This is a genomic window from Paenibacillus sanfengchensis (assembly GCF_036864765.1).
Lineage (GTDB): Bacteria > Bacillota > Bacilli > Paenibacillales > Paenibacillaceae > Fontibacillus > Fontibacillus sanfengchensis.
Window position 1 is genome coordinate 1 of record NZ_JBAGJC010000020.1, and the last position, 12,978, is coordinate 12,978.

Sequence of the window (12,978 nt, forward strand, 5' to 3'; positions counted from 1 at the left end):
TCAGGTCGGCTACGCATCGTCGCCTTGGTGAGCCGTTACCCCACCAACTAGCTAATGCGCCGCAGGCCCATCCGTAAGTGACAGATTGCTCCGCCTTTCATTATCCCACCATGCGGCAAGATAAATTATCCGGTATTAGCTACCGTTTCCGGTAGTTATCCCAGTCTTACGGGCAGGTTGCCTACGTGTTACTCACCCGTCCGCCGCTAACCAATGGACTCCCGAAGGAATCCATTAGTCCGCTCGACTTGCATGTATTAGGCACGCCGCCAGCGTTCGTCCTGAGCCAGGATCAAACTCTCCAATAAAGTTGAAACTTATTGAATAAGCTGATAGCTCATTTTGAATCTGACGAGAAAGGATTGAATTTCAATGCCGGCGTAAACCGGATTGGAATTCATCCAAATAATTCTCATTTTAATACTCACTCGTTGTTCAGTTTTCAAAGATCAACTTCGTTTCTTTCGTCATCGCTGTGTTTCAGCGGCGACTTTTATAATATACCACAGTGAGCTAGGTTTTTGCAAGAGTTTTTCGAAAGTTTTTTATATCCAAATCTTTACTTCGAATGAAGCTCACTTAGCTGTCCCCAAAAAAGCGGAACGCCTGATAATTTATCATATCTCCAAAGGGGATGTCAATCCCCAATTTATCTACCTGCCAATCTTACAGAACAATCCGCCTAGCATACTTTGAGAGCTCTTTGGAAGGGGCGAACCTGGCGTACATCCGAAAAACGGTCTTATATCGGTTGGCAATGGCGCGTCTGATTTCGCGATCCAGCCGCTGGTCGCTCAAATCAAGCAGCATTTCATCCAGTTCTTTGCGCAGCACGTAATCAAGTTCCTTGCATTCCTTTTCGTTAAACAGCATTCCCAGCATGGCATAACAGCTCCTCTTCATCGATAGTTGAGATTTATACAAGGACTAAGTTAGGACGTATGGCGACTGTTTATAACTTACATTTCCTGGGTATCAAATGTTTAACCTCTTACCCGTCCGTATAAACTCGTTCTTTTGAACCGCTTTACTGTTATGCTCACTTTCCGGGAAAATTATGACACTTCACTTCAACGCATAAGGTGATAAGTAATCGTGCTTTCTATAACGGCCGCGATCAGGAGGAACACCACAATCCAGAAAGCTCCCCTCCCCGCCGAAGCAAAAAAACCCCGCCACTTCACGGTCCGGTCCGCCCGATCTCTCGCCCCCAATTCGCCCAATCCTTTTAGAACAACGAAACCAAACTGCATGCCAAAGCCCGCCGCTACCAAAATAGCGGGAATCTCGATAATTCCGTGCGGCAGCAAGCCAAATACAACAAGCTCAAACAGGTTTGCTCCTTGCGCGGCGGCAAGCGACACAACCAGCCCAAGGACCATCCCATTCATAAGCAGAAAAATGGCCGGCATTACTCCCAACAAGGCTCCAAGAAAAATTACCGCCACGCTTTTTAGCGCATTATTTAAGAAAATAAACGTAAAAAAGCTAAGCTCCGGCGTCGAGGATTTCGATAGCTCATGGCTGTACTCCTGAAGCTTGGCAATATCCGGCGCCACCAACCCGGCAATGGTGTCGGATCCAGCCGCCCCCAGCGCAATTCCCGCCACAAAAAGGGCAAGCGATAAAAACATCATCTTTTTGTAACGTCCCAGATCCATAAAGAATAGTCGAGGTGAAAGCATATGCATAAGCCTCCTAATCAAAGTCATAAAGCAAAAAGGTACGAGCATACATTAGACAAGCGGAGTAATTCTATTCTGATGACGAGAGGGGCAACCATCAATGAACAATTTCTTCTATGTCCTGAACGGGAAGAAGATCAAAAGGTTCTTTTTTGTCTTCGCAGCAGCCCTGTTTGCGGCAGGCGTAATTTATGTGGAACAAAGCCATATTACCGTTTTCTCCGAAGAGAGCAGCCCGACTGCCATTTACAGCGTTTCCACAAACCAAAAGGTCATCGCGTTGACCTTCGATATCAGTTGGGGAGATAAGCGTGCGGAACCTATTCTGAAAGTTCTCAAGGACAACAACGTTCAAAAGGCGACCTTCTTCCTCTCTTCCCCATGGAGCAGGACCCATCCGGACACCGTCAAAGCCATCCAACAGCAAGGGTATGAAATCGGAAGCCATGGACACAAACACACCAATTACAGCGAGCTAAGCGACGAAGAGATTACCAAGCAATTGAGAACGGCTCATACTATTTTAACCGATGTGACCGGAAAAGCACCAAATCTGCTTCGTCTGCCTAACGGAGACTTTGACAAACGCGTGCTAAGTATCGCCGATGACCTCGGGTACAAAGTGATCCAATGGGATACCGACTCCCAGGACTGGATGAACAAGGGGACGGATACGATTGTGAACAGAGTCGTGAGCAAAGCGCATCCAGGCGATATCGTACTGTTCCATGCCAGCGATTCCGTCAAGCAAACGCACGAAGCGCTGCCGATCATCATCAACGAGTTACGGAAGAAAGGATACGAATTTGTCACGGTTTCAGACATGTTGCAGGAAGCTGGAGTAAAGGGAAATCAGGTTAGGGATCAGGCTTGGATTTGGCAGCAGGTCGATACGGCAGCGGGAATGTGAAAGGAAAAAGAAGCCCGGTATGGATAACCGGACTTCTTTTTGTTATGCGTTCTTAGGCTGCAATATGCGATGCAAAATCAAAATTTGGTACGCGTTGCACGCGATTAGCGGTGCCGCAATCCAAGCCGTCGCCTGATCCACTCCGATTTTCAGTACGCCGACGGTTTCCACAATCGTGACCGCAATCATAAAGAATAATGTGGGTATCCAGGCTGTGGCGTTGGTCATCCTTGCTTTTAAATAAGCAACCACAACGGCTACAACGAACAAAATCAGGCCCAGAATCATATCCGAGGCTCCTCTGCTCTCCCCACCCACAAACGTGCGGAAGAACATCAGCTCCAGCAGCGCCAGCGCAGTAAGAACAATTTGAATGTATTGCCAGGTCATGCGGGAAAAAACACCGGTCCCCATGTAGTTCACCATCATATACGCAAAGAAACCCATTTGGGAGTAAACACTGACCATTATGCCAACGCCAAGCAGGATGCCGACATTTACGAGGAAATCCGCCGTTCCTTTCAGCTCGACCGTATTTGTCCCTTGCAGCAGCAAACCTACGATCAATGAACCTGCGGCACCGACAACCAGCGTCGTCCAAAACAAATAAAGCCATCTTTTTAAGTTCAACCGCGACACCCCCACTAACGAAATATTTTACCAACGATCCCGGTAAAAAACCATGGTTTTCGGTTGGATAATTCCTTTTTTCCGACCGCATACTAATGACCAGCAACAAGCATAAGGAGGAAGGAACCATGAAGTGGCAGGGTTATCGATGGTTTGTATGCATCTTATGTTTATTCACTCTTCCGCTGGCAGCCTGCGGTTCTGAACAAGGCTCCTCCTCATCACAAGGCGGAGTCAGCTATAAAGACACTAAATCCATGGTCATTGATATCCTGAAGACCGATGACGGTAAAAAAGCCATTTACGAAGCCCTTAGCGGGGGAACCAGCTCCGGCGGCGGAGAAGGTGGCGGAGAAGGCACCGAATCCGGCTCCGGCGGCGGTGAATCCGGCGGCAGCGGAGGCGGTTCGGGGGGTGCTTCCGGCGGCGGTTCAGGGGGCGGTGGCTCCGCCAGCGGAGGTACGATGGGCATCAAAATGATTCTTCCTGGGCAATCCTCCGACCAGATCCGCATGGCCGTCAAAGACACGATCACCTCGCCCGAGTATAAGAAGGAATTCGAAAAAATCATGACGGATCCAAAGTTTGCCGGGGACTTTGCCAAAGCGATTAATACCCAAAGCAAACAGATGCATATGGATCTCATTAAAGATCCGACGTATCAAAAATCCATCAGCGAAATTATGAAGTCGCCGGAAGTCATGAAGATGTTTCTGGATTTGACGAAGACTTCAGATTTCCGTAAACAGTCCATGACTGTAATGCAGGAAGCCATGCAAAGCCCTCTATTCAAAATGGAAGTGATGGAACTGCTGAAAACCGTCGTTCAAGAACAGCTTCAGCCGAAGGTGGAAAAGGCTCCTAAGTCGGGTGAAGAAGGCGGACAAGGAGGCGGCAGCCAAGCAGGCGGTAGCGGTGGAGGCGAAGGCGGCGGTGGCGGAGGATCCTAGTCATCCGAAGCTGATCCGAAAAAAAGACTGACCCAGGGGGTCAGTCTTTTGTAAACTTTGCGATGATTTGGGAAGCTAGCTCACTGTAAATTTGTCCGACAGGTGTGTCAGCCTTATACACGGAAGGCGAAAAATCGGGCTCGGCCGGATGGTTGTCCGGCGCGCTGACCGGAATTTGCGCCAACAACTCGGTATGCAGCGTTTCCGCAAGACGCCCTCCCCCGCCCCGGCCGAAAATATAATCCTTCTGTCCGCAAGCCGAACATTCGTAGTACGCCATATTTTCAATAACCCCTAGCACCTCATGCTCGGTTTTTAGCGCCATAGCTCCCGCTCTGGCGGCGACGAAGGCCGCGGTCGCATGAGGGGTGGTCACGATGATTTCCCGGCTCTGCGGAATCATCTGATGCACATCCAGGGCGATATCCCCCGTTCCCGGAGGGAGATCGAGCAGCATGTAGTCCAGCTCGCCCCAATGCACATCGTTGAAGAATTGGCGAAGCATTTTCCCCAGCATCGGACCGCGCCAAATAACAGGATTGTTATCCTGGATAAAAAAGCCCATGGACATCACCTTGACGCCGAAGCGTTCTACCGGAATGATCGCTCCTTCTTCCACGGTGGGGGCCGTTTCGATCCCCATCATATCCGGGACGCTGAATCCGTAAATGTCCGCGTCGATCAGGCCGACCCGTTTGCCTTGCCTGGCCAGGGCCGCCGCCAGATTCACGGTTACGGTCGATTTGCCGACCCCGCCCTTTCCGCTGGCAATCGCAATAAAATGCACGCCTGACTTCGGATCCAAAATCGGCAGGCGCTCCAGTCCCGCGCCATGTCCCTTGAGAGGCCCCTCCGTACCCGAAGCTGAAGAGGATGATGCGGAAGATGAGGCCGCCTCATCCGGTCCCGCTCCCGCGTTCGCCCGCTCTTGTTCCGACGCTTCGCGAAAGCGGAGGTGCACGTTTGTAATGCCGGTTTCCGCTAGACGAAAGCGGATTTCTTCCTCGATTCCCTGCTGCGACACCCCGTCTTTATTCAGGCAAACGACGGTGAGGGCGACTTTATCTTCCTTTATCATGATATCCCGAATCCACTGCAAGTCGACCAGACTCCGCTGTAACGCAGGTTCTGCGACAGGGCGCAGCACCGCTTCCAGCTGCTCCTTCGTAATCAATGACAGCACCTCGACTTTATATGATATAAGCAACTACGTCTATTATGACATTTATTATATCATTACTTGCCGCTGTCCGCTGATTTTCCCGCCCCTTCCCCCGACGCGTACCTCAGAAGCCCCTGGTAAATGGAAGCCGCCACTTTTCGCTGATAGCTCTCATCCCCCAGCAACCCGGATTCCTCAGGGTGAGAAAGAAACCCCACTTCTACGAGGGCAGCCGGGATTTTCAAAGCCTGAAGCACATATACCGGTTTATCCGATACTTTTGCCACCCTGTCCGTATTCTCCAGATTCCGCCGCAATTCCTGTTGGATCAAATCCGCCAAATTGGCGCTGTTTCCGTTGTTCAAATAATAAAACGTCTGCGCCCCCCGCCAGCGCTCGGAAGGCACGCTGTTCATGTGAATGCTTATAAATAGGTCGGCCTGCTGTTCCTCAATGAAACGGACGCGCTGCTTCAAGTCCTCGGTCTTCCGCTTGCTGTACCCTCTCGTCTCGGCCCCCGCCAAATCTTTATCGACTTCCCGGGTCATCACTACAATGGCTCCGGCCTGCTGCAAATAATCGCGCAAATATAACGCCACCGCGAGGTTGATATCTTTCTCGATCAGCCCTTGCTTGCTGACAGCCCCCCCATCCGGACCGCCATGTCCGGCGTCCAGTACGATCTTCTGGCCCGCGAGCGGGAGACTCCAGTAGTTCCATACTTTTGCCGCAGGCATTTCATAGATCGTCAGCCCCACCAATACGGCCAACAGACAAAGCCCGATCAACGCCTTCTTGATGTGACCGAGGGGAATCCACACCGTCACTTTATCTTGGGAGTCCATAAAAAATCCACCTCCGTCCATAATGACATTAATCATCATATGGGACGAGGTGGACAAATATGCCGATAGCCGTAAGCTAATGCTATTAAGCTAGTATTATATAGTTACCTGGTGGCTCATGCCTTCAATCAGAACTTGAGCTACTTCCGGACGGGTGAATTCCGGCGGCGGGCAAATCCCATCGCGGAGCAAGCCTCTTACTTTCGTGCCGGAAAGGGTCATATGATCCTCTTTCGGGTGCGGGCACGTTTTGCTGGACGCCATGTTCCCGCATTTGGTACAAAAGAAGCTATGCTCGAAAAACAGCGGCGAGATGCCCAGTTCCTCGGCCGTAAAGTTGGAGAAGATCTCCTGTGCCTCGTACGTGCCATAGTAATCGCCTACGCCCGCGTGGTCGCGGCCGACGATGAAATGGGTACAGCCGTAATTTTTGCGCACCATGGCATGGAATATCGCCTCTCTCGGCCCTGCATAACGCATAGCAGCGGGAAATACCCCAAGGAAAGTGCGATCTTGCGGATAATAGTTCTCCAACAACACCAGATAGCTCTTCATCCGGACGTCAGCCGGAACGTCATCCGATTTCGTCTCCCCGACAAGCGGGTTGAGGAAGAGTCCATCTACGATCTCCAGCGCGCTCTTCTGAATATACTCATGGGCCCGGTGCACCGGATTGCGGGTCTGGAAGCCGACGACGCGTTTCCATCCCTTCTCCGCAAAGATCCGGCGGGTTTCCGCAGGGTCAAAATAAAACTCGCCGAACCGTTCCGGTTGCGGGCGGTTTAACACCGTCACCTCTCCGCCGACATAGAACGGGGAACGTTCGAACAGTTTTTTTACACCCGGGTGTTCCAGGTCATCCGTTTTAAAAACATGCACAGCCTCATCGCGCTGATTCACTTTGTAAATGCTGCCTACTTCCAACAGACCGTAAATCACACCATCATGTTCGCCGGTAAGGGCGATGGTTTCCCCTATCGAGATTTGAGCCGCATCCGCCTCGCTGACAGAAAGTGTAATCGGAATGCTCCATACAGTTCCGTCGGCCAGGCGCATCTTCTTGACAACAGAGCGGTAATCCTCTTCGTTCAAAAAGCCGGTCAGTGGAGAAAAAGCTCCAACACCAATCAGATCCAGATCGGAGATACTCCATTTGTTGATAGATATGGTTCGCAGTTTCTCCGCCTCTTTCAACAAGCGCTCCCGTTCTTCCCCGGTAGCCAGCCTATTGATCAAACTCCCGCCATGCGGTAAAATTGCCGTCATCTCATTTCTCCCCTTATCCCAGCCCGTGCTGAATTATTTATGCAGTCCGCACTCCGTCTTCTCCGAATCCGCCCAGCGTCCTGCTCGCGGATCTTCGCCCGGCATCACCGGACGGGTGCAGTGTTCGCATCCGATACTCGGATAGTTCCGGTCATGCAGCGGATTGTACAGAACGTCATTTTCCCGGATATAATTCCATACGTCCTCACTCGTCCAACTGGCCAGCGGATTGAATTTGACGAGGCCGAATTTGACGTCGTATTCGATCTTTTTCGCATTGGCACGCGTAGGGGCCTGATCACGGCGAATCCCGGTGATCCAGGCATCATATTTCGAAAGGATGCGTGTCAGGGGTTCCACTTTGCGGATATTACAGCAAGCATTCGGCTCGGATTTCCACAATTCGTTGCCGTACTGAAGCGCCTGTTCCTCGGGCGTAATCTCCGGCGAGACCCTAACAAAATCCAGATTGTAGCGCTCCGCCATGGCGTCGCGGGTTTCATACGTCTCTTTAAAATGGAAGTCCGTGTCCAGATAAAACACGTCCGTGGACGGACTGATCTGCTGCAGCATATCGACAATCACAACGTCCTCGGCCCCGAAACTGCAGGCAAAAGTAATGTTCGGAAAAGTTTCTACCGCCCAAGCAATCACTTCCTGCGGAGTTGCCGATTCCAACTCCTCCGCCTTCGTAGTGATCAACGCTTCTTTTTCAAGCAAATTCATCTTTATTCGCCCCTCCAATTATAAAAAAACAAAATAAAAAAAGACGGTGTGCGCACGCGAAATAATACCTACTAAACAGATTAGAATTATATATTTAGTATAGGGTATTCTTTCGATAAGTCAACACTATTATATTTGCAGGGCGATTGTCCCGTGAACGCATGACATGCCGATTTCTTTTGCATGACATTAAGGGTTTTACGGATCTGCTCAGGCAAAAATAAAAAAAAGCCCCTGGCCAATAATGGCCAAGAGCTTCCTTCCAAATATTAACGTTTCGAGAATTGTGGCGCGCGACGAGCGGCTTTGAGACCGTATTTCTTACGTTCTTTCATCCGTGGGTCACGAGTCAGGAATCCTGCTTTCTTCAACGAACCACGGAACTCAGGGTCTGCTTTCAGCAGAGCGCGAGCGATCCCGTGACGAATTGCGCCGGCTTGACCGGAGATGCCGCCGCCGTGAGCGATGACGATGACGTCATAGCTGCCGAGCGTTTCGGTCAAACTCAAAGGTTGTTTAACGATCAGTTTGAGGGTTTCCAAACCGAAATATTCATTGATATCGCGTTTATTGATGACAATGCGTCCTTCACCCGGTACAAGGCGAACACGAGCTACCGAATGTTTACGACGACCTGTCCCATAGTATTGTACTTGTGCCATGAAACTGTCCTCCCTTTTAATTATCCGCGAAGTTCGTAAACTTCAGGTTTTTGTGCTGCATGTGGATGCTCCGTGCCGGCATAGACTTTCAGTCTCAGCTTCATTTTCTCGCCTTGGCGAGTTTTAGGCAGCATGCCATGTACAGCGGACTCAATTACACGTTCAGGCTTCGAGTTCAAAAGATCCTTGGCAACTGTCACTTTCAAACCGCCTGGGTGCAGGGAGTGACGATAGTATTTCTTGTTCTCCAATTTCTTACCGGTCAGAGTAATCTTCTCGGCATTGATGACTACGACGAAGTCGCCGCCGTCAACGTGTGGAGTGAATTGTGGTTTGTGTTTGCCGCGGATCAGTGCAGCTACTTCGCTTGCCAAACGGCCCAACGTTTTGCCTTCGGCATCAACAAGGTGCCAGTTGCGCTCTACTTCGCTTGGCTTCGCCATATAGGTGGTACGCATTTAAAAGATCCTCCTTCATTCTCGTTCAAAATGGTTCGTCAATGCATAAAACGATCTGGCGCTTCGGGTACCAAGACCGCTTTCTGCCATTTATGTTTCATCGTCGTTATATACATGTTTGTTAATTCTAAAGGCCTTGCTATGCGGTCTTCTTAACTGGGGGCTGTGGGATAGCCGTTAAGAAAACACAACTTTTATTTTACAGGATGAGGCTGGGTTGCGCAAGTCTTTTTCTGATAAAAAAGCTCCCGATATTATTCAAACAGATCTCCGAACACATCCAGGACCGATTTCTTCTTCTTGTGCTTATAATGCCCCTGCGGATACCCTTGGTAATGACCTGGCTGCGGCGGTCTGTTATCGTGCTTCGAGGAAGGCCGATGGCCGTAGTCCGAATCCGCATACCGGGAATCCTTCTCTCTCCGGTCATAAGACGGTTCCCGGTCATGGCTCTCATACCATTCATTAAAAGCCGGTCGTATTTGCCGCACCTCATTCATCAGCTTCTCCAATTCGCCCCGATCCAGCCATACGCCTTTACAGTCGGGACAAACATCAATCAGAACTCCGTCTTTTTCAACTTCTCTCATACGCACATCATGACATACAGGACACTTCATTGGGTAAAAGCCCTCCTAAGGTTCTATAGTTTTATTTGCTATATAAATTGAACTATTGATTTGCATGTGGGGCAGCCGTGTGAAATGTTCTTCCGATCGCAAAGGCTAGCCTTGGCTTATGCTTCCGATGCAGCTTTCTTGCAGAAAGCTTGTAGCTTCTCCAGAATCATTTCACACTCTTGCCTATTGCTAATTCTTTAGTTCAACTTATATAGATGCTGTCGCATTCCGCTTTCGTATTGTTACGTATAAGAAGTTTAGGAGTTTCGTTAAAATTTAAGATTTCGCCGTAGGATCGGGAGCCCCCGCCAGGCCCTCATATTCTACACTCCATAGCATAAGCCCCTTGCTCTCGGCTGTCGGACCTGCCTCGGCCCGATCCTTGGCCTCCAGGGCGGTCTTCATATCCTCGGGCCTGCGTTTCCCTTCGCCCACCTGAAGCAAAGTCCCTACAATGATTCGAACCATATGCTGCAAAAAACCGTTCCCGGTCAAGTAGATATGAATAATCCCCTGTTCATGGGTACCCGCTCCATCAAGGCGATCATCGATCTCAATCCGGGCTTCATAGATGGTTCTCACATGACTTTGCTTCGTGGAGTGCCTTGATGCAAACGAGGTAAAATCATGCGTCCCCACCAGGTGTCTCAATCCTTCACGCATGGCCTCCACATCCAAGGTCCCCGGGTGATGCAGTTGATACTGGCGGTAAAACACATCGAACACCCGATTGCCGTTGATGGTGTAGCGATAAGTTTTCCGTTTCGCGGACCGCCTGGAGTGAAAAGACAGGGGCACCTCCATGGCCGACGTAATGCGGATATCGGAGGGAAGACGGCCATTTAAGGCATGACGCCAGCGCTCCACCGGAATTTGCGAGGCGGTCGTAAAATGAAAGGTTTGCGCCCGGGCGTGTACGCCCGCATCCGTCCTTCCGGACCCATGGATCTTTATCTCTTCCCCCGTCAACTGGCGGATCGCTTCCTCCAGATGATCCTGAACGGTATTCCCGCCGGGCTGGGTCTGAAAGCCAAAATAGTGGGTACCGTCATAACTTAGCGTCATCAGCAGATTGCGCATGCCGCCTCCCCCTTCTTCGTATACCTAGCGGACATAGAAAAACTCTCCGCAGCCAAGCCAAAACGGCGAGTCTCAGAGAGTTTAACTGTGGTTGGGGATATCCCCGAATTACGCCCGGTCTACCAGTTCCAGATAAACCATAGGGGCGGAGTCGCCGCGGCGTGGTCCCAGTTTCAGGATACGGGTGTATCCGCCTGGACGCTCGGAATAGCGGGTAGCCAGCTCCGAGAACAATTTTTGGATTGCGTCTTGCTGGCCGTCGATCGATTCGCGACGAACATATGCAGCCACTTGACGACGGGCATGCAGATCACCGCGTTTTGCTTTAGTGATCAGCTTCTCGGCGATCGAACGAACTTCTTTCGCTTTGGCCTCAGTTGTTTGGATGCGCTCGTATAAGAACAGGTCGGTTACCAGGTCACGGAACAAAGCTTTACGCGCACTGGAATCGCGGCCCAACTTTTGGTATGCCATGAGTTTTCCCTCCTTCGCTAGAACGATTAAGCAGTCTATTCTTCCGTACGTAGACCCAAACCAAGCTCTTCAAGCTTCTCTTGAACTTCCTCCAAAGATTTGCGTCCGAGGTTGCGGACTTTCATCATATCTTCTTCGGTTTTGGTTGTGAGCTCTTGTACCGTATTAATACCGGCACGTTTGAGGCAGTTATAGGAGCGGACGGAAAGATCGAGCTCTTCAATCGTCATTTCAAGCACTTTCTCTTTCTTGTCTTCTTCCTTCTCGACCATGATTTCGGCGTCCTTCGCTTCATCCGTGAGTCCCACGAAGAGGAAGAGGTGCTCGGTCAGAATTTTCGCACCGAGGCTTACCGCTTCTTCAGGTCTAATGCTGCCATCGGTCCATACTTCAAGCGTAAGCTTGTCGTAGTTGGTCACTTGGCCAACACGTGTATTCTCTACAACGTAATTGACGCGAGCAATCGGGGTATAGATCGAATCGACGGGAATGACACCAATCGGTTGATCATCTCGTTTGTTCCGATCTGCCTGAACATAACCACGACCACGGCCGGCATAGATGCGCATGTGAAGTCTCGAACCCGGTTCCAGCGTTGCGATATGCAGATCCGGATTCAATATTTCAACATCGCTGTCCGCACGGATATCTCCTGCTGTGATGACGCCTTCGCCTTCAGCATCGATTTCGAGAATTTTCTCTTCATCGGAGTGAATTTTCAGCGAAAGAGCCTTCAGGTTCAGAATGATCTCCGTAACGTCCTCCATAACCCCCGGAATCGTCGCGAATTCATGCAGAACACCATCGATTTGGACCGAGGTTACCGCAGCACCCGGCAGAGAAGAGAGCAAAATCCGGCGAAGCGAGTTGCCCAGTGTGGTGCCATATCCACGCTCAAGTGGTTCTACTACAAATTTCCCATAGGTGCCTTCATCGTTAACTTCTACGGTCTCGATTTTCGGCTTTTCGATTTCTATCACGAAATTACCCCTCCTTCAAAACGTCGTTCCTTGAAAACCGTCATGTTTACTGAAGTCTATCATGTAGTATGCCTAAACAACCATTGTTACCAAACGATGATGTTGTTATACCACATAAGAGCAAACTTCATTACACACGACGACGTTTCGGAGGACGGCATCCGTTATGAGGAATTGGAGTCACGTCTTTAATCATGTTAACTTCCAGGCCTGCAGCTTGCAAGGAGCGGATAGCGGCTTCACGACCGGCTCCAGGACCTTTAACCATAACTTCGACGCTCTTCATGCCATGTTCCATAGCCGCTTTCGCAGCGGATTCCGCAGCCATTTGAGCGGCAAACGGAGTGGATTTACGGGAACCTTTGAAACCAAGACCGCCGGAGCTGGCCCAGGAAATTGCGTTACCGTGCGGATCCGTAATTGTAACGATCGTGTTGTTGAAGGTGGAGCGGATATGTGCCACACCAGATTCAATGTTCTTACGGTCACGACGTTTCGTACGTACGACTTTTTTTGGTTTAGCCATTGTC

General features: G+C 50.4%; 16 protein-coding genes and 1 rRNA gene. 2 read left to right on the forward strand and 15 right to left on the reverse strand.

Annotated features, from left to right (window positions below):
- The 3 genes from V4U84_RS24465 to V4U84_RS24475 all read right to left on the reverse strand — a co-directional run.
- Positions 1–308, reverse strand: a 16S ribosomal RNA gene (locus V4U84_RS24465); the annotation flags it as partial.
- Between the two features lie 358 nt (positions 309–666).
- Complete coding sequence (locus V4U84_RS24470; RefSeq protein ID WP_148458062.1) at positions 667–882, reverse strand: hypothetical protein; 216 nt, start codon at positions 880–882, stop codon at positions 667–669.
- A gap of 188 nt (positions 883–1,070) precedes the next feature.
- Positions 1,071–1,685: a stage II sporulation protein M gene (locus V4U84_RS24475; protein ID WP_334075683.1), complete on the reverse strand. Its 615-nt coding sequence runs from the start codon at positions 1,683–1,685 to the stop codon at positions 1,071–1,073.
- Between the two features lie 100 nt (positions 1,686–1,785).
- On the opposite strand from V4U84_RS24475, the gene pdaB reads away from it, so the two are divergent.
- Positions 1,786–2,595: a polysaccharide deacetylase family sporulation protein PdaB gene (gene pdaB / locus V4U84_RS24480; protein ID WP_334075684.1), complete on the forward strand. Its 810-nt coding sequence runs from the start codon at positions 1,786–1,788 to the stop codon at positions 2,593–2,595.
- A 42-nt stretch (positions 2,596–2,637) separates the two neighbouring features.
- Here pdaB and V4U84_RS24485 read toward each other — a convergent pair whose 3' ends face one another.
- Positions 2,638–3,225, reverse strand: coding sequence for a KinB-signaling pathway activation protein (locus tag V4U84_RS24485; RefSeq protein WP_334075685.1), 588 nt, complete (start codon positions 3,223–3,225; stop codon positions 2,638–2,640).
- A 128-nt stretch (positions 3,226–3,353) separates the two neighbouring features.
- On the opposite strand from V4U84_RS24485, the gene gerD reads away from it, so the two are divergent.
- A complete protein-coding gene (gene gerD / locus V4U84_RS24490; RefSeq protein WP_334075686.1) occupies positions 3,354–4,175 on the forward strand; it encodes a spore germination lipoprotein GerD in 822 nt (273 codons plus the stop codon).
- Positions 4,176–4,215: 40 nt separating this feature from the next.
- On the opposite strand, the gene V4U84_RS24495 is transcribed toward gerD, so the two are convergent.
- The 11 genes from V4U84_RS24495 to rpsK form a co-directional block, all read right to left on the reverse strand.
- Entirely contained in the window at positions 4,216–5,349 is a 1,134-nt protein-coding gene (locus V4U84_RS24495; protein ID WP_334075740.1) for an Mrp/NBP35 family ATP-binding protein, read from the reverse strand.
- Between the two features lie 62 nt (positions 5,350–5,411).
- On the reverse strand, positions 5,412–6,182 hold the full coding sequence (gene cwlD, locus V4U84_RS24500) for an N-acetylmuramoyl-L-alanine amidase CwlD (RefSeq protein ID WP_334075687.1): 771 nt from the start codon (positions 6,180–6,182) through the stop codon (positions 5,412–5,414).
- 96 nt (positions 6,183–6,278) lie between these two features.
- Positions 6,279–7,448, reverse strand: coding sequence for a sulfate adenylyltransferase (sat, locus tag V4U84_RS24505; RefSeq protein ID WP_334075688.1), 1,170 nt, complete (start codon positions 7,446–7,448; stop codon positions 6,279–6,281).
- Positions 7,449–7,481: 33 nt separating this feature from the next.
- The gene (locus tag V4U84_RS24510; RefSeq protein ID WP_334075689.1) at positions 7,482–8,174 is read right to left on the reverse strand and encodes a phosphoadenylyl-sulfate reductase; all 693 of its coding nucleotides are present in this window, start codon (positions 8,172–8,174) and stop codon (positions 7,482–7,484) included.
- 269 nt (positions 8,175–8,443) lie between these two features.
- Positions 8,444–8,836, reverse strand: coding sequence for a 30S ribosomal protein S9 (gene rpsI / locus V4U84_RS24515; protein ID WP_148458053.1), 393 nt, complete (start codon positions 8,834–8,836; stop codon positions 8,444–8,446).
- A 20-nt stretch (positions 8,837–8,856) separates the two neighbouring features.
- A complete protein-coding gene (gene rplM / locus V4U84_RS24520; RefSeq protein ID WP_334075690.1) occupies positions 8,857–9,294 on the reverse strand; it encodes a 50S ribosomal protein L13 in 438 nt (145 codons plus the stop codon).
- 254 nt (positions 9,295–9,548) lie between these two features.
- Positions 9,549–9,914 carry a TFIIB-type zinc ribbon-containing protein gene (locus tag V4U84_RS24525; protein WP_334075691.1) on the reverse strand — a complete coding sequence of 122 codons (366 nt, stop codon included), beginning with the start codon at positions 9,912–9,914 and terminating at the stop codon, positions 9,549–9,551.
- A 276-nt stretch (positions 9,915–10,190) separates the two neighbouring features.
- The gene (truA, locus tag V4U84_RS24530) at positions 10,191–10,994 is read right to left on the reverse strand and encodes a tRNA pseudouridine(38-40) synthase TruA (protein ID WP_334075692.1); all 804 of its coding nucleotides are present in this window, start codon (positions 10,992–10,994) and stop codon (positions 10,191–10,193) included.
- Between the two features lie 108 nt (positions 10,995–11,102).
- Positions 11,103–11,468, reverse strand: a complete 366-nt coding sequence (gene rplQ / locus V4U84_RS24535; protein ID WP_334075693.1) for a 50S ribosomal protein L17 — start codon at positions 11,466–11,468, stop codon at positions 11,103–11,105.
- A 35-nt stretch (positions 11,469–11,503) separates the two neighbouring features.
- Positions 11,504–12,448, reverse strand: a complete 945-nt coding sequence (locus tag V4U84_RS24540; RefSeq protein WP_148458049.1) for a DNA-directed RNA polymerase subunit alpha — start codon at positions 12,446–12,448, stop codon at positions 11,504–11,506.
- A gap of 130 nt (positions 12,449–12,578) precedes the next feature.
- Entirely contained in the window at positions 12,579–12,974 is a 396-nt protein-coding gene (rpsK, locus tag V4U84_RS24545) for a 30S ribosomal protein S11 (RefSeq protein ID WP_018753969.1), read from the reverse strand.
- Positions 12,975–12,978: the final 4 nt, after the last annotated feature.